At 54.0% G+C, this 17,991-nt stretch carries 17 protein-coding genes; 13 read left to right on the top strand and 4 right to left on the bottom strand.

Features of this window, described 5'->3' with window-relative positions:
• Positions 1-247 precede the first annotated feature (247 nt).
• The 6 genes from NYE26_RS18655 to NYE26_RS18630 all read left to right on the top strand — a co-directional run bounded on the left by NYE26_RS18655 (position 248) and on the right by NYE26_RS18630 (position 8,692).
• Positions 248-1,168: a GDSL-type esterase/lipase family protein gene (locus NYE26_RS18655; RefSeq protein WP_339249240.1), complete on the top strand. Its 921-nt coding sequence runs from the start codon at positions 248-250 to the stop codon at positions 1,166-1,168.
• Between the two features lie 51 nt (positions 1,169-1,219).
• Positions 1,220-2,203 (top strand): ABC transporter ATP-binding protein, encoded by a 984-nt coding sequence (locus tag NYE26_RS18650; protein ID WP_339249239.1) that lies wholly within the window; start codon positions 1,220-1,222, stop codon positions 2,201-2,203.
• Entirely contained in the window at positions 2,196-3,185 is a 990-nt protein-coding gene (locus tag NYE26_RS18645; RefSeq protein ID WP_036732948.1) for an ABC transporter permease, read from the top strand. The genes NYE26_RS18650 and NYE26_RS18645 overlap by 8 nt, the downstream gene beginning before the upstream one ends.
• Positions 3,186-3,258: 73 nt before the next feature.
• Positions 3,259-5,241, top strand: a complete 1,983-nt coding sequence (gene parE, locus NYE26_RS18640; protein ID WP_036732950.1) for a DNA topoisomerase IV subunit B — start codon at positions 3,259-3,261, stop codon at positions 5,239-5,241.
• Positions 5,242-5,628: 387 nt separating this feature from the next.
• Entirely contained in the window at positions 5,629-8,070 is a 2,442-nt protein-coding gene (gene gyrA, locus NYE26_RS18635) for a DNA gyrase subunit A (protein WP_339249238.1), read from the top strand.
• A gap of 178 nt (positions 8,071-8,248) precedes the next feature.
• Positions 8,249-8,692: a MarR family transcriptional regulator gene (locus NYE26_RS18630; protein ID WP_036732955.1), complete on the top strand. Its 444-nt coding sequence runs from the start codon at positions 8,249-8,251 to the stop codon at positions 8,690-8,692.
• Between the two features lie 47 nt (positions 8,693-8,739).
• Here NYE26_RS18630 and NYE26_RS18625 read toward each other — a convergent pair whose 3' ends face one another.
• Together NYE26_RS18625 and NYE26_RS18620 are read right to left on the bottom strand one after the other, a co-directional pair.
• Complete coding sequence (locus NYE26_RS18625) at positions 8,740-9,486, bottom strand: RluA family pseudouridine synthase (RefSeq protein WP_036732959.1); 747 nt, start codon at positions 9,484-9,486, stop codon at positions 8,740-8,742.
• A 3-nt stretch (positions 9,487-9,489) separates the two neighbouring features.
• Complete coding sequence (locus NYE26_RS18620) at positions 9,490-10,353, bottom strand: class I SAM-dependent methyltransferase (protein ID WP_036732961.1); 864 nt, start codon at positions 10,351-10,353, stop codon at positions 9,490-9,492.
• A gap of 280 nt (positions 10,354-10,633) precedes the next feature.
• Between NYE26_RS18620 and NYE26_RS18615 the strand changes: the two genes are divergently transcribed.
• The 4 genes from NYE26_RS18615 to NYE26_RS18600 all read left to right on the top strand — a co-directional run bounded on the left by NYE26_RS18615 (position 10,634) and on the right by NYE26_RS18600 (position 13,418).
• Positions 10,634-11,452 carry a helix-turn-helix domain-containing protein gene (locus NYE26_RS18615; protein WP_339249237.1) on the top strand — a complete coding sequence of 273 codons (819 nt, stop codon included), beginning with the start codon at positions 10,634-10,636 and terminating at the stop codon, positions 11,450-11,452.
• A gap of 105 nt (positions 11,453-11,557) precedes the next feature.
• Positions 11,558-11,923, top strand: coding sequence for a VOC family protein (locus NYE26_RS18610; protein WP_036732967.1), 366 nt, complete (start codon positions 11,558-11,560; stop codon positions 11,921-11,923).
• A gap of 260 nt (positions 11,924-12,183) precedes the next feature.
• The gene (locus NYE26_RS18605; protein WP_036732971.1) at positions 12,184-12,636 is read left to right on the top strand and encodes a flavodoxin; all 453 of its coding nucleotides are present in this window, start codon (positions 12,184-12,186) and stop codon (positions 12,634-12,636) included.
• Positions 12,637-12,638: 2 nt separating this feature from the next.
• On the top strand, positions 12,639-13,418 hold the full coding sequence (locus tag NYE26_RS18600; RefSeq protein ID WP_339249236.1) for a hypothetical protein: 780 nt from the start codon (positions 12,639-12,641) through the stop codon (positions 13,416-13,418).
• A gap of 97 nt (positions 13,419-13,515) precedes the next feature.
• Here NYE26_RS18600 and NYE26_RS18595 read toward each other — a convergent pair whose 3' ends face one another.
• Together NYE26_RS18595 and NYE26_RS18590 are read right to left on the bottom strand one after the other, a co-directional pair.
• Complete coding sequence (locus tag NYE26_RS18595) at positions 13,516-14,373, bottom strand: GNAT family N-acetyltransferase (protein ID WP_339249235.1); 858 nt, start codon at positions 14,371-14,373, stop codon at positions 13,516-13,518.
• 12 nt (positions 14,374-14,385) lie between these two features.
• The gene (locus NYE26_RS18590; protein ID WP_339249234.1) at positions 14,386-14,661 is read right to left on the bottom strand and encodes a GNAT family N-acetyltransferase; all 276 of its coding nucleotides are present in this window, start codon (positions 14,659-14,661) and stop codon (positions 14,386-14,388) included.
• Positions 14,662-15,020: 359 nt separating this feature from the next.
• Between NYE26_RS18590 and NYE26_RS18585 the strand changes: the two genes are divergently transcribed.
• From NYE26_RS18585 to NYE26_RS18575, 3 genes are all read left to right on the top strand, one after another.
• Positions 15,021-15,632 (top strand): 50S ribosomal protein L25, encoded by a 612-nt coding sequence (locus NYE26_RS18585; RefSeq protein WP_036732979.1) that lies wholly within the window; start codon positions 15,021-15,023, stop codon positions 15,630-15,632.
• Positions 15,633-15,832: 200 nt separating this feature from the next.
• Positions 15,833-17,164 (top strand): VWA domain-containing protein, encoded by a 1,332-nt coding sequence (locus NYE26_RS18580; RefSeq protein WP_036732982.1) that lies wholly within the window; start codon positions 15,833-15,835, stop codon positions 17,162-17,164.
• A 170-nt stretch (positions 17,165-17,334) separates the two neighbouring features.
• Positions 17,335-17,976 carry a DUF4004 family protein gene (locus NYE26_RS18575; RefSeq protein WP_339249233.1) on the top strand — a complete coding sequence of 214 codons (642 nt, stop codon included), beginning with the start codon at positions 17,335-17,337 and terminating at the stop codon, positions 17,974-17,976.
• Positions 17,977-17,991: the final 15 nt, after the last annotated feature.

Genomic DNA, 17,991 nt, shown 5'->3' with positions numbered 1-17,991 from the left:
GAGGGGATTTTGGAACTGTAGGAGCGAATGCGTCCGCCTTTGTCTCCGAATTTTAACCGTATAACGGTTCATTCAATAAATTTGGAGACAACAGCGGCCGTAAGTCCAAAATCCCCGCAGCCGCGCCCCCACCTAAACCCCCCTACGGTTTGCAAATTGTGCAAAGAAGAATTATGTTTATCTACATAGTTAATAATGTTGTGAATGATGGAAGAGGCAGAAGAGTACGGCAGATGGAGGGATAGCTTTGAAGGATTCCAAATGGACCTGGAGGACAGTAAGCCTGGTGTCCATCCTGGCAACTTTACTTTTGATTACAGGATTTGTGTATGCAGTGGGCGATATCCTGAACCCGAAGGGGGAGCAGTTCCTCTCCTCCCTTCCGCAGGAGACGGCTGCACCGACAGCTGCGGCAGATGACGAATACAAGATCCTGGCGCTTGGCGATTCTTTGGCCAAAGGGACCGGTGACAACTCCGGGCAAGGGTTCGTTAAACGGACCGTGGATGCCTTGTCGGCCAATGGAGGAAAGGCAGAGCTGCTGGGCAATATGGGCATTAACGGCTTGACCACAGCTGCTTTACAGAGCAAGCTTCAGGAGGAAGGGGTACAGTACGCGCTGCGTCAGGCGAATGTCATCCTGATCTCCATCGGCGGGAACGACCTGTTCCGGGGCTCGGATATTCTGGGCACAGGCGGGAGCAGCGGACAAGCAGCCGCCTCTGCGAAGCCTTCGGAGCAAGCGGTACCTCAGAGCACAGAAGCCCCTGCCAATAACAAGGTAGAAGGCACTACTCCGGTTCCAACCGCGTCTGCAGGTGATCTGACCCCGGAATCGCTTCTCTCCGCTCTGCCTGGGGCCGCCAAACGGCTGGGCAGCATACTGGATACAGTTGCAGAAGTGAATCCGCAGGCCCAAGTCTATTACATCGGACTGTATAATCCCTTTGGAGATATCGAGGGGCTGCTAATTCCCGGCAATCAGGCGGTAACAGCGTGGAATAATGCGGCGATGGATATGATCAACAGGCATCAGAACATGACACTGGTCCCGACCTTTGACCTGTTTGACCGTCATTTGGCGAAATATCTGTCAAATGATCATTTTCACCCGAACGGGGACGGTTATCAGCGGATGAGCGAGCGCATTGTACAAGCGGTTCGTTGAATCGGATGATTTTTTTTGAACAGAAATGACTGTGGCAAGGAGCTGTATAAGATGGCGAGAACCATTCATGAGGCACCGGGGGAAGAAGTCGTTCTGTCCGCCCGGGGAGTCCGTAAAAAAATCGGCCGCAAATGGATTATAAATGATGTCACGTTTGATGTGAAAAAAGGCGAAATCTTTGGCTTTCTCGGTCCGAACGGAGCAGGCAAAACCACAACCATCCGCATGCTGGTGGACCTGATCCGCCCGAGCGAAGGGACGATTACCGTCTGCGGCTATAATATGAACCGGAATCCGGAAAAAGCGCTGCAATACGTCGGCTCTATTGTCGAGAATCCCGAGGTCTACACATATCTGACGGGCTGGGAGAACCTGCAGCATTTCGCCCGCATGCAGCCCGGAGTAGACGCGCAGCGGATTGCCGAGGTCGTTGAAATTGTGCGGCTCGATCAGCGCATCCAGGATAAAGTCAGCACGTATTCGCTGGGGATGCGCCAGCGGCTCGGTATTGCCCAAGCTCTGCTCGGCCGTCCCCGGCTGCTGATTCTCGATGAGCCGACCAACGGCCTGGACCCCAAGGGGATCAAGGAGCTGCGCGAATTCATCCGTAAGCTGGCAGACGAAGGGCTGGCGGTCTTTGTGTCCAGTCATCTGCTGAGCGAAATTCAGCTGCTGTGCGACAGGGTAGCCATTATCAGCAAAGGCCGTGTACTCGCTGTTGGCGCTGTAGACGAGCTGGTTGCCCGTAACTCGCCTTATGTCCTGTGGGAGCTGGAGCCGCTTCAGCGGGCAAGAGACATCATGGCCGGGCGGCCGGATATCGCGCTGCTTCATCTGGACGAGGTTACCCTGGATGACTCGGTCATCGCAGGCATGGGCGTGAATTCCCTCGTTACGGCGATGGACGAGGAGCTGATCCCGGAGATTGTTGCCGTGCTGGTTGCACAAGAGGTGGAAGTCCGGGCTGTGCATAAAATCAACCCTACACTGGAACAGCTATTCTTGAAGCTAACGGAAGGTGAAGCCATTGACTAACCTGCTGCCGCTCATCCGAAATGAGTGCCTGAAGATTATTAAAAAGAAACGTTTCTATGTCATCCTGCTCATCCTGCTTGTGCTGGTGCCAATGTTTACCTATGCGCAAATGCGCATAGCCGAGCGCAGCCGTGACAAATTTAACTCTGACTGGAGGCTGGAGATCCAGCAGCAGATTACCGATAACCAGAATTCGCTCGGCAGCGACCGGATTCCGGAGGAATGGAAGTCGTACCGGCGGATTTTTCTCCAGCAATTGCAGTATTATCTGGACCATGATGTGAATCCGAACGAGCCGAGCGGAGTAACGTTCACCCGGGAGTTTGTCAATAATTCCGTCTCCCTGTTCATTCCGCTGCTGATCATGGCGGTTGCCTCCGACCTGGTCTCCGGGGAGCGGACGACAGGCACGATCAAAATGCTGCTGACCCGCCCGGTCAGACGCTGGAAGGTACTGTTCAGCAAAATGGTAGCGCTGCTGATGTTCGTCTCGCTGATTGTCCTGTCCGTATTCGTAATCAGCTATCTGATATCTGGGCTGGCTTTTGGCTATAAGGGGTTCAATGTTCCAGTCTTTACAGGCTTCCAGCTAAACGGTGATACTGTGGATATGACGAAGGTTCATGCCGTGGAGCAGTGGAAGTATCTGCTGATGCAGGGCGGGTTGATCTGGTATGTCAGCATCGTGGTGGCCCTGCTGGCCTTCATGGTGTCGGTGCTGGTCCGCAGTACGGCTGCGAGCATTGTAGTGATGATGGCAGCGCTGATTGCCGGAACGATCCTGACGAATATGGCCTCCGCCTGGACGGCGGCCAAATATTTATTTATGGTCAATATGGAGCTGACGACTTATTTAGCGGGCACTCCCGCGCCGATAGAGGGCATGACACTAGGCTTTTCGATGGCGGTTCTGGGCATTTGGGGACTTGCGGCCGTAATCATTTCATTCGCCGTCTTTACGAAACGGGATATTTTGAATTAGAATGTACAAAGTGAACGAAAACGTTTGTTTGCATTTTTAGAGAGACAGGAAGACAAGTGAAGGAGGAGCATGAATGCTCGAACAGATCGATATGTTTGCAAAAGTCTCTAAGAACGGCGAAGCAGGCCGGACTGGATACGATGCTGACGACATTCAGGTGCTCGAAGGTCTGGTTGCGGTCCGCAAACGGCCCGGCATGTATATTGGCAGTACGAGTTCCTCGGGTCTGCACCATTTAGTATGGGAAATAGTAGATAATGCCGTAGATGAGCATTTGGCCAAGTTTTGCTCGAAGATTGACATTACACTGCGTAAAGACGGATCGGTGACCGTCATTGACAACGGACGCGGAATACCGACCGGAATGCACAAGACAGGAGTCCCAACGCCGCAGGTGGTATTCACTATACTGCATGCAGGCGGCAAATTCGGCGGCTCCGGCTACAAGAAGTCGGGCGGCCTGCACGGGGTCGGGGCTTCAGTAACCAATGCGTTGTCCGAGTGGTTGGAAGTGGAGATTTACCGCGAAGGCAAGATTCACCGTCAGCGCTTTGAATACTGGGTCGACAAAAGCGGAAAAGAACATGTCGGTGAGCCAGTGACCGGTCTTGAGATACTGGGGAATACGAATAAGACCGGTTCGAAGATTACCTTCAAGCCGGATGTTCGCGTCTTCGCTGCGGGCATTTCATTCAACTATGATACGCTTGCAGAACGGGTACAGGAGATCGCCTTCCTGAATTCCGGGCTTAGAATCAATCTGAGCGACGAGCGCAGCGGGCGTCAGGATGAATTCTTCTACGAAGGCGGCGCAAGCCAGTTCGTGCAATTCCTGAACGAAGGCAAGGATGTACTGCACGATGTAATTCATTTCAGCTCCGAGAAGGACGAGATTGAGGTGGAAATCGCGCTGCAGTATAATGCGGGGTATACGGAGACGATCGCTTCTTTTGTCAACTCCATTCCTACCCGCAGCGGGGGAACACACGAGACAGGCTTCAAGACAGCCTATACCCGTGTGCTGAATGATTACGCCCGCCGCACGCAGCTGCTCAAGGAGAAGGATAAGAATCTGGAGGGCAATGATCTGCGCGAAGGCATGATGGCGGTCATCAGCATCAAGATGTCGGATGTGGAGTTTGTCGGACAGACGAAGGATCAGCTCGGAAGCGCATCTGCCCGCAGTGCCGTGGACTTCATCGTCTCCGAGCGGATGGCGCGGTTCCTGGAAGAGAATCCCCAAGTTGCACAGAGTCTGCTGAAAAAATCGATCCAGGCCTCCAAGGCCCGTGAAGCGGCCCGCAAGGCCCGTGATGAGATCCGCAGCGGCAAGAAGCGCAGTGAGAGCTCGAACCTGGGCGGCAAGCTGTCACCTGCACAGTCCAAGGACGTTACACGTACCGAGATCTTCATCGTCGAGGGCGATTCAGCCGGTGGCTCCGCGAAGCAAGGCCGGGATTCCAAGATTCAGGCGATCCTGCCGCTGAAGGGCAAGCCGATGAACCCCGAGAAGGCCAAGCTGCTGGATATCCTGAAGAATGACGAATACAAGGCGATCATTTCGGCAATCGGTGCGGGAATCGGGCCTGATTTTGCCGTGGAGGACAGCAATTATTCCAAAATCATCATTATGACCGATGCCGATACGGACGGCGCACATATCCAGGTGCTGCTGCTGACCTTCTTCTACCGCTACATGAAGCCTCTGATCGATGCCGGCAAGGTCTATATCGCCCAGCCGCCGCTGTATAAGCTGACGCGCAAATCGGGTAAGCTGGAGACGGTCCGCTATGCCTGGAGCGATGAGGAATTGCAGAATTATCTGAAGGAATTCGGGAAGAATTTCGAGCTGCAGCGGTACAAGGGACTGGGTGAGATGAACCCGGACCAGCTGTGGGAGACTACGATGAATCCCGATTCGCGTACGCTGCTTCAGGTGCAGATCGAGGATGCCGCCAAGGCGGAGCGCCGCGTCTCCACGCTGATGGGCGATAAGGTCGACCCGCGTAAGCGCTGGATTGTCGAGAACGTCGACTTCACGGAGATCGTGGAGTAACAAAGATCGTAAGTAGTAGTGGGAAGTGACGATACCTTCCGCTGTTTTTAATTTTTTGATGATCTGTTTAAGCGATAGCGGCTGGTTCTTGAATTCAATGGATTGTGAACTATGTTTTGATAAACTGATACAAGGGAAAGTAACGGAGGGGATTTTGGAACTGTAGGAGCGTCAGCGTCCGCCTTTGTATTTAGATTTCATCCGCTAGGCCTATGAATCAGAAATCTAAATACAACAGCGGCCGGAAGTCCAAAATCACCGCAGTTACAGTCTTACCTGTTATCAAAATATTGTTTGGTTTTTGAATTTAATAACGCAAGAGCGCAGCGGTCAGATCATCAAGCTTTAAAAACGCGGACAGAATGAGGAACAGAAGGTGAAGAGGATATGAGCAGTTTATCAGAGCAATTTTTGCCGGCTTTTCTGGAAGAGGTCGTGGGTGACCGGTTTGGCCGGTATTCCAAATATATCATTCAGGACCGGGCGATCCCCGATGTGCGCGACGGGCTGAAGCCCGTGCAGCGCCGGATTCTGTATGCCATGTACGATTCCGGCAATACGCCGGATAAGCCATACCGCAAGTCAGCCAAAACCGTCGGTGATGTCATGGGTAACTACCATCCCCACGGGGACTCCTCGATCTACGACGGGATGGTGCGGATGGCACAGCCGTGGAAGATGGGGCATGTGCTGGTAGACGGACACGGCAACTGGGGTTCCATGGATGATGACCCGGCGGCGGCGATGCGTTACACAGAAGCGCGTCTGTCTCCGATTGCCATGGAGATGATGCGCGATATTGAGAAGCGCACCGTTCTGTTCAAGGACAACTTCGATAATACGGCCAAGGAGCCGGTGGTTGTTCCCTCCCGTTATCCGAATCTGCTGGTGAACGGGACGAGCGGGATTTCGGCCGGATTCGCCACGGAGATTCCACCGCATAACCTGCGGGAAGTCATCGACGCCTGCATCGCGGTCATGCAGAAGCCGGACATTGCGCTTGAGGATATCATGACCTTCATCAAGGGGCCGGACTTCCCGACAGGCGGAACCATTATGGGCGGAGACGGCATTATGGATGCTTACCGCAGCGGCAAAGGCCGTATCTATCTGCGTTCCAAGACGGAGATTGAGAATCTGCGCGGCGGGAAGCAGCAGATCGTGATCACCGAGGTGCCTTTCCAGATCGTGAAGTCACGCCTGGTGACCTCCATGGAAAACATCCGTCTGGAGAAAAAGATTGAAGGGATCGCCGAGGTCCGCGATGAGAGCGGCCGTGAGGGCCTGCGCATCGTGGTGGAGCTGAAGAAGGAGGCAGATGCACAAGGCGTCTTAGCCTATCTGCTCAAAAAAACCGACCTCCAAGTCACCTACAACTTCAACATGGTAGCCATCGTTAACAAGGCTCCGCAGCAGCTGGGGCTCAAAGCGATCCTTGAAGCCTACATTGCCCATCAGCGGGAAGTGGTCTCTCACCGTACCCGGTTCGATCTGGAACGGGCAGAGGACCGTGCCCATGTCTTAGAGGGACTGGTCAAGGCGCTGAACATTCTGGACGAAGTGATCGCTGCCATCAAGGCATCGAAGAACCGCCAGGATGCCCAGAATAACTTGGTATGGATGTTCGGCTTCAGCGAAAGACAGGCTGATTCTATCCTTACCTTGCAGCTCTACCGTCTCACCAATCTGGAGATTCATTCGCTGCAGAAGGAGCTGGATGAGATGCTGGCCCGGATTGCTGTGCTCCAGGGGATTCTGGACAGCGACAAGAAGCTGATTACCGTTATCCGCAAGGAGCTGCTGGAGATCCGTGACAAATACGGAATCGACCGCCGTTCCCTGATTCAGGGAGAGGTAGAGGAGCTTAAGGTTAACATGGAGGTTCTGGTCAATGCGGAGGATGTGCTGGTTGCGCTCTCTGCGGACGGCTATATCAAGCGGACCGGCATGCTGTCCTTCACCCGTTCGGGCGGGGAGCGCCACTCTTCAGGCGTCAAGGATGGCGATCATATCGTCAAGCTGCTGGATCTGAATACCCGGGAGAGCCTGCTCGTATTCACCCGCAAGGGTCAATACTTCCTGCTTCCCGTGCACCAGATTCCAGAATTCAAATGGAAAGATCCGGGGACGGCCATCGTCAACGTGATCGGACTGAATAAGGGAGACAGTGTCGTCAGTGTACTGCCGGTCGGCAACCTGGAGGACCCGCTGGCCAGTCTGGTCTTCATCACCCGCAAGGGGCAGGTGAAGCGTACCGAGCTCAAGGAGTACTCTACAAGCCGTTCCGGAGCCGTTGCCGCCTGTAAGGTGGCCGAAGGCGATGAGATCATTACAGTGGCTCACAGCAGGGGTGACAAGGACATCGTGCTGATTACCCGTGAGGGCATGAGCATCCGTTTCCGTGAGAATGAAGTGAATCCTATGGGCCGGGTGGCCACAGGAGTTAGGGGAATTCAGCTCCGTGAAGGAGATGAGGTGGTCTCCTGCTTCTGGGTCAGTGAGGATGAAGGCGAGATCCTGGCGATATCCGACATCGGTTATGCCAAGCGCTCCCTGATGGTGGATTATCCTTCCCAGAGCCGCGGAGGCAAAGGGATGCCAACCTTCGAGTTCAAGGAAGGCAAGCGTGTCCGCCCGAACGGCAGCAGGCTGGCAGGCGCATTCTATTGCAAGGAGCCGCTGGAGGTGACCGCCATCACCCAGAGCGGCGCTGTCCATTCCTTCTCCTCCGAATCCGCACCGATTGCTGAACGCCGTTCTACAGGCAAGCAGCTGGTTGCTGTCGAGAAGAAGGATGAGATCGCTATTCTTTTTCAGGCCGTCAAGTAAAATATAATACCGCATGGAACGGCGCGGGCAGCTCAGAGTAACGGGCTGCCCGCGCTTTTAATTTGGGGGGGAATAATTGCAGATATGATTTTATTTTTTGGCCTTGAAGGATTTGGAATTTTTCTGGCGAAAAAGTAAATATACCTTATAGAGATCCGCAGGAAAGGAAGGAATAAGTGTGCACTCCACTGAATTCAGTAAAATCTGGCATAAGATATTAAAGGACTATAAGCTACATATGGACAGCAAGCTTGCCCCTACACTGACTGATGCCCAGCTTACCGTACTGGAATTACTGCAGGAGCGTGATGCGATGAAGCCTTCTGATTTGGCCCCTCATCTGGCCACCAGCCCGGCGGCCGTAACGATGCTGCTTGACCGGATGGAGAAGCATAATCTGATTGTCCGTGAACGCGATGCCTCAGACCGCAGAATTGTCTGGGTGAGCATCACCGAGACAGGCCAGCGGGAGACGCTGCGCGGACTGAAGGTCCGCAGTGATTTTTTTGCAGAAGCGCTGGACCCCATTTCCTCCCATAATCAGCAGCTGCTGCTCTACCTCATGGGCAAGATGGCGGTTGCCCCGGCCGTGGATGACGCAGCTTCGGTACAGTCCGTATAAGCACCTACTGAGAACCTATATGATCATGCAAAAAAGCAGGCTGTCCGTTAAAGGATAGCCTGCTTTTGCATTTGCGGAGTCCAAAGATTCCAGGGATAGGAACGGGGAGGCAGGGAGAGCAGCTCGACTTCTTCCTTGGTCACCGGATGCGGGAACCGGGTGAGTGCAGACCATAAGGCAATCTGCTGTCCCGGTCTGTTCACGGCCGCGCCGTACTTCTGATCTCCATATAGCGGACATCCAACATCGCTGAGCTGAACGCGGATCTGGTGGGAGCGGCCGGTCAGCAGGTCAATCCTCACCAGCGAATAGCCTTCTGCCGTACCAATCACGGTATAATCAAGGATGGCTTGCTTGCCGCCTGGCGTTCCCTCCCGGACGGCCTGGACGGTATTGCTCTTAGGGTCCTTCAGCAGCGTATGCTCCAGCCGGGCCTCTGCGCCCGGAAGCTGACCATGCACCACTGTCAGATAGACCTTCTGGAAGGCGTGGGTGCGCACACTCTCGGATAGCCGGGAGGCTGCCTTCGAGGTCTTGGCAAAGATCATCGCCCCGCCAACAGGACGGTCCAGCCGGTGAACCAGGCCCATGAAGACGTTGCCCGGCTTCGCGTAGCGTTCCTTCACATCTTCCTTCAGCAGGGTCAGCAGATCCGGGTCGCCTGTAGCATCCTCTTGAACGGGAATATTCACAGGCTTCACAATGCCGAGCAGATGGTTGTCCTCATATAGAATCTCGAACCGGGAGGGGCTGCTGCCGGATTCTCCTGCTGCGCCGTTATTCGTTCCGGTCATGGCTTACGCCTCCCAGCGGCCCAGAATCCCGCAAGGCAGATTCATGCCGGAGGCTGTAATCGGCAAGCCGATCTCACCGGAATTCAGCTTGCCGCCATAGCGCTTGCCCATCGTCATTGACAGCATGTTGCGCAGTACGGTTGGCGAGATGCCGGTCGTGTAGGAATTAATCAGCATGAATAACGGACGGTCGCTCATAATCTCCATGCAGCTCTCCAAGAACGGATAAAGACTGGATTCGAGCTTCCACATTTCTCCGCCCGGCCCTCTTCCGTAGGACGGCGGGTCCATAATAATAGCATCATATTTGCTGCCGCGGCGCTGTTCGCGCTGGACGAACTTGAATACATCATCGGTAATGAAGCGGAGCGGCTTGTCGGCAAGACCGGACAGGGCTACATTCTCCTTGGCCCATTGAACCATCCCCTTGGCTGCATCGACATGCACGACGGAGGCTCCGGCACTTGCTGCCGCAACAGTGGCTCCGCCGGTATAAGCGAACAGGTTGAGGACGGAGATCGGCCGGTTAGCCGCTGCGATCTTGTCCATCATCCAGCGCCAGTTGGCCGCCTGCTCCGGGAACAGCCCGGTGTGCTTGAAGTTCGTTGGACGGAGGTGGAACTTCAGCTTGCCGTAGCTGATTTTCCAGTCCTCCGGTATCGTCTTCTTCATCTCCCACTGCCCGCCACCGGCGGAGCTGCGGTGATAATGTCCGTGCACATCCCGCCATTTGGCGCTCTCGCTGGCCAGCGGCCAGATGATCTGCGGGTCCGGCCGGCGCAGGATAATATCGCCCCAGCGTTCGAGCTTCTCCCCGCCCCCGGTATCGATCACTTCATAGTCTTTCCAATCACTGGCTAGATACATTATTAATCCATCCTTCAAAAAGTCATTTAGCCTTTATTGTACAACATTTAAGCCTGCAGCTACAAACAAAATGGTTGCAAAGCAGCGACTATTCCCAGTGTAGCCAACAAGCAAGAGGCGTATAATATTACCAGGAAAAGCAGGGCAGATCCATTTTGCAACTAATCATTCAGTAAGCAGGGGGCTTGGCCAATCGAAAAGCAGGTGTTCTGGCACTTCGTACAGGGATTGTGTATGATCTGAATACAAGGTTACAGCAAAGGAAGGAGGCTGCACTGGGATGTATAATCTTTCGGCGCTGTATCATCCGATAACGGCCAATCCGGCCGGGGGCGGCGAGTATCTGCCGGGCAGGCTGCTTCAGCCGTATATCCGCTGCTACTGGGGATCAGGAGCACAGCCCCGGCTGCCGCAGCAGACGGAGACTATCATACCTGATAGCTGCATGGACATCATATGGGAATGGGATGAGCGGACAGGGGAGTCCGGCGGGATTTTTTGCGGGATTAACGACACTCCGTTTGAGGCAGGACAAGCAGCACAACCTGTTACGACAGAGCGTTTCGCCATCCGGTTTCATTTCTGGTCCGTTCATTTGTTCGCAGACGAGCCGCTGACGGAGGTATTGAATGTTCATGTTCCGGTAGAGTATTATTTCAGAACCTTCCGTAAGGAGCTGGGAGACAGGCTCCAGCATATCCGCACAATGACTGAGCGCATCGCTGCTGCTGAAGCATTCCTTTTGCGGAGATTGGAGCGGGGAAACCGCAGCAGTGACGGGATGATGAACGCGGTCCACAGGCTGCTTACAGCACGTGGGATCATGACGGCAGGGGCGCTGGAGAGCAGCTCGGGCTTAAGCAGCCGCCAGCTTGAACGGCTGTTCCGGGAGCATATCGGCCTTCCGCCCAAAAAGGTGGCCGATCTTATCCGTTTCCAGAATGTCTGGCGTGACCTGTACCGTTCCTCCCAGACCAAGGGCGTAATGCAGGATATGGTGTTCACCTACGGGTACAGCCACCAGTCGCATTTGATCAACAATTTCAAGAAGTTCGCAGGCAGAACTCCGCTGGATGCGCTGAGTCATGCCCGGCGCTGATGTCGTTTTTTTGCAATACAAGCTATTCAGGCAGAAGTACAATGAGGATAGAACGGCTGACACCAGCCCGATCACAATACAAGCAATGAAGGGAAGGATATCATTATGATTACAGCTTTTGACGGCATCAACCTGTACAGTAAAGACCCCGTAGCTCTGGTAGCATTCTATTCGGAGGTACTGGGCATTCCGGTTCCATTCGAGGGCTATGGAGAAGCTGGCGGGGCCAAAATTGCGATAGACGCCAGCCAGCCCGGCATCATTATATGGAACGCAGACAAGTGGGAGAACCTTACCACCGGCACCGTTAATCTGGTATTCTCCTGCGGCAGTCTGGACGAAACGTATGAGCAGCTGAAGGCGAAAGGACTGGATTGCCAGCCTCCTGCAACCATGGAGTACGGCGGTAAAGAGATGAATTTCCGTGATCCCGACGGCAACGCAATTACCTTGCTGGAAGGCGGATATTAATCGTTCCACACATCATATGATAATAGTAATACTGAGCAGCGTCAGCTCCGGGCAGCAGTTATGTCCTGGACTGGCGCTGCTTGTATTATGCGGCAAGGGTGGCCAGGATAAGAGAAGGATCGCTTTTTTAATATTGACAATGATAATCATTATCAAATAGAATGAGATTAACACAGTATTAAGGTAAGTAAGATGCGGTCTGCTTAAGGGACCGGATTATAGAGAATACATTTCATTTGGACCCTGGGAGGATAAAAGTCATGGCTAAAGTGCTAGTGGCATATGCCAGCTTGACTGGCAATACGGAGGAAATCGCTGAATTGATCGTGGAAGGAATACGCGCGGCAGGCGGAGAGGCCGTACTGAAATCGGTCATGGACTGCAATGCGGATGAGATAAAAGCGTATGAGGCTGTAATGCTGGGTGCGTACACATGGGGAGACGGCGAGCTGCCGGATGAATTCCTGGATTTCTATGAAGAGCTGGATGAGCTGGATCTCAGCGCCTGTAAGGCGGCGGCCTTCGGAAGCGGAGACACCGGGTATGCGATCTACTGCGGAGCAGTGGATCAGATTGAAGAGAAGCTGAAGGAGCGCGGGGCAGAGATTGTGCAGCCCAGCCTGAAGATTGAATACGGTCCGAATGCAGCGGAAAAAGAGGCTTGCCGCACTTACGGGCGCCAGTTCATCGAGATCTGCGCGGCGGTCTCTTAAGGATGGGCGCGGCGGCAGGAGACATCACAGGAACGATGCCGGATGCTGAAGCTGGCCGGTACAGACGTCTGAACGATTACCGCATGGAGCACATCATGCTGGGCGGGGCCGAGGTGGCCGGCAGCGGAGCTCCCGCTACCGGACTTCCCCGCTGGAGACAGCAGGTTCAATTTGCAGTCGGACATACGCTTAATGACTACTACAGTCTGCGGCCCGAGGTGCGCCGGGAGACGCCTGTCCAGTTTCTGCTGGAGCGCCGCTGGCCGCCGAAGGGCAATGCTTTTCCTTCCCTGATGCATTATTGGGATGTCAAGCAGGCGGTGGCTGATGAGCTGATGCGGATTGTCGCAGGCAGTTACACCGGAGAGATTCCGGTGATGCGGTTCGAACAGTGGCATGTTCCTGTCCGGGAGCTTGAGATTGAGCTGGCGGTGATTTTTCAGCTGGCCTGGAATTCGAAGCTTACGGGACGCAGTCTGAATATCCAGAAATTCATGGTACATGCTGACCCGCAGGTGATTACCGGATTTCTGCATATGGCGAATGTATTCTGCCATAAGGCTTACGGGAAGCCGGCAGAGACGATCGCCATCTACTCGCTGCTGGATGGCCGCAGGCAGCTGTATGACGGAGCAGTCATGCCCCTGCAGGAATCGCTGGATTATGTGCGCCTGCTGTCTGTCTTCCTGGAACGGGAGGAACAGGCAGCGGGCTGCGTGAAATGCAGCAACCGCCGCAGCGACCGGGATGAAGCCCAGGTGCGGGGCTACGGACTGATGTAGAAGCAGACGATGAATTGGAATTGGAGACGACACAAAAAGCATCCCTTCAGGGTCATTTGACCGTGAGGGGATGCTTTTTGGATTGTTTATTCAAATGCTAGCTGTTCAAAGGATAGGTGTAATAATCCTGCTGGCTCTGAACGACAAATCCGCAGCTCTCATAGAGCCGCAGCGCATTCGGGTTATCCAGCGCAACCTCCAGGTTCACCCCGTTATAATTCCGCTGCTCCCGCTCGATGGTCTGCATGAGCGCACTCCGGCCAATACCGAGCCCCCGCAGCTTCTTGTCTACCACAAATCCGTAGATCCAGGTTTCGTTGTCCTCGGACCACAGGCGCATTTTGCCGGCGGGCTGGCCGCTGAGCTCAATGATGATATGCTCCTGGGAGCCTTCCTGTTCGTGCTGCACATACATTTCTGCGGCATCCTCTTCGGTCATCTGGAACCCGTCGCAGTCGAAGGCGATGAGCAGCGGGGTCTCCTCCGGACGTGCAGGCCGGAGCATGACATTGCCTGAGGCCGAGCTGGCCTCTGAGGCTCTAACCTTGCTGCCCTTACCATCCCATTTCATCTGAAACTCCGAATGGCTGAAGGCAAGCGGCAAGGTCTTCAGATAGGCATTGCCTGAAGCCGAAGCCGCAGGTGTGTTCAGCAGCAGCGTCTTCACTTTTTCCTGCCGGATGATGGTCTCTGCCTGCTTCCAGAGGGCGCTGAAGATCCCCCGGCGGCGGTAGCCCGGCCGAACCATGCCGCATACTTCCAGATCACCGCTGATGCCGTACAGGCCGATGTATCCGGTCAGCACATCCTTTTCATAGGTCACCAGGTATTTCGCACCGCCTGCTTCTCCTGGATGCCGGAGCATGTCCCAGTTCAGCTTCAAGGCAATGCCCTCATATTGCTCGCAGCGCTGCTGCAGCTCTTCAATCTGTTTCAGTGTATCTGTATTCGTCAAACGTTCTTCCTCCTATTTGAGCACATCCTTGTATTCCTCGTGCTTCTCGAATTGATGGGCCGCATACGGGCACACCGGTACAATCTTGACACTCTGCTCACGGGCCAGGTCAACGACCGCCCGCACGAGCTTCTCTCCAGCCCCCTGGCCGCGCAGATCTTCGGAGACAAAGGTATGGTCAATCACCAGATTCCCTGTGTTCTCTTCAGTTCTGTATGTAATCTCAGCCAGGTCCTTCCCGTCACCAGCGATATAGAAACGTTCTTCTCCCTTAGCAATCTGTTCCATGTATCTTCACTCCATTCGGGTATAGTGGTTTTATTTTACTACCCTGTGCGGCAAAAAGCGAGAAAGGGGAAGAGAGGTACCATAGGTCATTTACAGCAGGTGATTTTAGCGTAATCATTTATAAATATGGATTGGATTTGAATTTTACCCTATTTTGACTTGTTCTTTTCCCGGTGCTATACTGATTCCATAGCGGGCAAATATGGTTAATAAGAGACTGATTAGACATAAGAGCTAATTGGTCTTGTTTTTTAATGCAGCTATGCTGACACTACTTGGCGTACGCCGCCCCCGGCAACTTGCCCGGCTTTCTTAACGAAAAGGGCGTAGCGCTCAAAAAACTATTAGGAGGAAATATCATGAATACCACAGTACGCTTGACTGAAAGATCCGGATCGAATTCATCCCAGCGCAGCAAAGGTTTTGTACCGGTTGTAGTTTACGGTGCAGGTTCAGATACCCAGTCCTTCTCAGCAGATGCCAAAACACTTAATGATATTCTCGGCAAAAATCCGCGTGCGATCCTGAAGGTGGAATTCCCGGGCTCCGGCTCAAAGAATGCGGTTATTCAGGAAGTGCAGCGCCAGCCGTTATCCCGTACGCTGCTTCATGTAGACTTGCAGCAGATTGACATGAAGGCTGATCTGGATACCAAGGTAGCCTTCCACTTCACAGGTGATCCTATCGGCGTCAAGAGCGGCGGCGTGCAGCAGGTGGAGCTGTATGAGCTGGATATCCGGACCTTGCCGGACAAGCTGGAAGCAAACCTCGAAGTAGATATCAGCGGCCTCGATATCGGTGATCAATTGCTGGTGTCCGATCTGCCTAAGCATGAAGGCTGGGAGATCCTTACCCCTGAAGATACGCTGATCGTGCGGATCTCGCCTCCGCTCGTGATGGAGGAGCCGGCTGATGAAGCTGCTGCCGCACCAGCTGAGGAAGCAGCCGAAGCTGAGAAGTCTGAAGAATAAGACTTTTCTGGCTGTAGCCATCGCATCTCTATATGCAGAGAACTCCGCAGACAGCCTGAGATAACGGCTGTATATGGAGAGTCATAATCTTTGATCAACCAGGAGCAGACATATCCTTAGCAGGGAATGGTCTGCTCCTTTTTGCGGAAGCGGAATCTGGTACATCCTGGTATTACATATGAGAGTAGGAGAGTGCATTCATGAATCCTAATATAATCAAGCTGGTAAGCGGCTCCAATGCGAAGCTGGACGAGGCTTCCACCCAGGCAACCGTGAAGATATCCTGCAGCAGTTCTCCGGCGATTCTGGATATCAGCTGCTTCATGGTGGGCGGGAACGGGAAGGTTCCGTCCGATGATTTCTTTATCTTTTATAATCAGCCAGCTGATCCTAAGCACACGGTCGTATTCAATCCTATCGATAAATACAGCGGGGAATTCGCCATTGATCTGCGTGCGCTTAGCGCCTCGGGCATTGATAAATGCGTCTTCGCGGCTACGCTGGACGGTCCCGGAACCTTCGCCGATGTCAGAGGCTGCAGAATCAGCGCGGCGGGGAAGGGTACGGAGCTGGTATATGAAATTATGGACGGTAACGCCGAGACCTCGCTCGTGCTGGCAGAGCTGTACCGCCATGGCGGGGGCTTCAAGCTTCGCGCGGTTGGACGGGGCTTTCATGGCGGACTTAAGCCGCTGGCGGAAGCGCACGGGGTCGAGGTGGAAGACGAAGCGCCGGAGCACGGCAGCGGAGCAGAGGCTCAACCGGTGTCAGGCCATACGGAAGCAGCGGCTGCATACAGCGGACCTCCTAAGGAAGCAGTCCAGGAGGAGGCTCCCCGGCCTGCCCTGAATTTGACGAAGATTGATCTCCTGAAGCAGCAGGTCGGAATTTCACTGCGCAAGAAGAATCTTGACCAGGAGAAGGCAAGGGTGGCCGTGGTGTTCGATGCATCTGGCTCCATGGCGCAATTATATGCGAAGGGAGTCGTGCAGCGGGCTTTTGAACGGGTGCTGGCTGTGGCTGCCAAGATGGATGATGACGGAATGCTGGATGTCTGGTTCTTCGCCACTAAGAGTAAGAGAATGCCAAGCGTGAATGAACACGGATATGAGGATTATGTGAAGCGGACCTATCCGGGACCGAAGATGTTCGGGGGACTGGGCATCGGGAACAATGAGCCGGTGGTTATGGCGGATCTGATCAAGAAATATACGAAGGAGGAGCCGGGCGACCTGCCGGTATATGTGGTCTTCTTCAGCGACGGGGGCATCTATGAGACGCCCAAAATATCGAAGCTGCTGATCCAGAGCTCGAAGCATAATATCTTCTGGCAGTTTGTGGGACTGGGCAATGCGGATTATGGCGTACTCCGTGAGCTTGACGATCTGCGGGGCCGTTATGTGGATAATGCCGATTTCTTCGCGCTGGATGATCTGGACGAGGTCAGCGATGAGGACCTGTATGACCGGCTGTTCAACGAGTACCCGAAATGGCTGCGTGAAGCCCGGCAGAAGGGCGTTGTGCGTTCATAGAATGAAGTATAGCGGGCAGATCCAAAGCCGGTAAGGGCTAGGGTCTGCTCTGTTTTTTATGAAGGAGTGGATAGGAGGAGGCGCTGTTGCACGGGAGGGGAGCGATTTAGGCAGCTTGTCAGTTTACAACGTAACAGTGTTATGTTACGATGAGCGCAAGGAGTGGTGATATGGAAGAGGATTTAATCTCCAAAAAGGAGCTGCTCGATGAGACAGGAATCTCTTACGGGCAGTTGTACCGCTGGAAGCGGAAGCAGCTGATTCCTGAGGAATGGTTCATCCGCAAATCTACCTTTACGGGACAAGAGACCTTTTTTCCGCGGGCGCGGATTTTGGGGCGGGTGCAGCATATTTTACAGAAAAAGGATGATCTCTCCCTGGATGAATTGGCGGATCAGCTGTCAGAGCCGGCATCCTCGTACAGAATCAGCTTAACTGTATCCCAGCTAAAGGAACGTAACATTGTTTCGGCGGGTAGTCTGGAGCGGTTCGGGAGACCGGAGGCCGAGGGCTTACCGCTGAGCTTCGAGCAGATTCTTAATGTATTTGCGGCAGATTGGCTGCTCAGTAAGGGGGAGCTCAGCTGGGAGGAAGCAGACCGGCTCTATCAGACGCTGGAGAGTCATGCGCCGGGGTACGGGGAGAAGGGGTGGGAGCTGTTTTTTTTGCGGAAGATGGGGGTTAGCTTCTTCATTATGGCACTGCCGGGAGCGGGGCTGGCCTTCGAAGAGGGGGTACGGCTGGTGAGCAGGCTTCGCTCTGCCGATCTGGCGGAACTACTGAATAGACGTTTGACTGAAGACGGCTTATAGAGTAAGGAACAGTAA

It is taken from the genome of Paenibacillus sp. FSL P2-0136 (genome assembly GCF_037975325.1).
Lineage (GTDB): Bacteria > Bacillota > Bacilli > Paenibacillales > Paenibacillaceae > Paenibacillus_AQ > Paenibacillus_AQ silagei.
The sequence above is the reverse complement of the archived record's forward strand: the minus strand, read 5'-3'. Positions and strand labels throughout refer to the sequence as shown.

Excerpts from the sequence above, each read along its gene's own strand:
- gyrA (WP_339249238.1), top strand. The coding sequence starts at position 5,629 with ATGAGCAGTTTATCAGAGCAATTTTTGCCGGCTTTTCTGGAAGAGGTC.
- NYE26_RS18585 (WP_036732979.1), top strand. The coding sequence starts at position 15,021 with ATGAATACCACAGTACGCTTGACTGAAAGATCCGGATCGAATTCATCC.
- NYE26_RS18610 (WP_036732967.1), top strand. The coding sequence starts at position 11,558 with ATGATTACAGCTTTTGACGGCATCAACCTGTACAGTAAAGACCCCGTA.
- NYE26_RS18615 (WP_339249237.1), top strand. The coding sequence starts at position 10,634 with ATGTATAATCTTTCGGCGCTGTATCATCCGATAACGGCCAATCCGGCC.
- NYE26_RS18605 (WP_036732971.1), top strand. The coding sequence starts at position 12,184 with ATGGCTAAAGTGCTAGTGGCATATGCCAGCTTGACTGGCAATACGGAG.
- NYE26_RS18590 (WP_339249234.1), bottom strand. The coding sequence starts at position 14,661 with ATGGAACAGATTGCTAAGGGAGAAGAACGTTTCTATATCGCTGGTGAC.
- NYE26_RS18650 (WP_339249239.1), top strand. The coding sequence starts at position 1,220 with ATGGCGAGAACCATTCATGAGGCACCGGGGGAAGAAGTCGTTCTGTCC.
- NYE26_RS18625 (WP_036732959.1), bottom strand. The coding sequence starts at position 9,486 with ATGACCGGAACGAATAACGGCGCAGCAGGAGAATCCGGCAGCAGCCCC.
- parE (WP_036732950.1), top strand. The coding sequence starts at position 3,259 with ATGCTCGAACAGATCGATATGTTTGCAAAAGTCTCTAAGAACGGCGAA.
- NYE26_RS18580 (WP_036732982.1), top strand. The coding sequence starts at position 15,833 with ATGAATCCTAATATAATCAAGCTGGTAAGCGGCTCCAATGCGAAGCTG.
- NYE26_RS18575 (WP_339249233.1), top strand. The coding sequence starts at position 17,335 with ATGGAAGAGGATTTAATCTCCAAAAAGGAGCTGCTCGATGAGACAGGA.
- NYE26_RS18600 (WP_339249236.1), top strand. The coding sequence starts at position 12,639 with ATGGGCGCGGCGGCAGGAGACATCACAGGAACGATGCCGGATGCTGAA.
- NYE26_RS18620 (WP_036732961.1), bottom strand. The coding sequence starts at position 10,353 with ATGTATCTAGCCAGTGATTGGAAAGACTATGAAGTGATCGATACCGGG.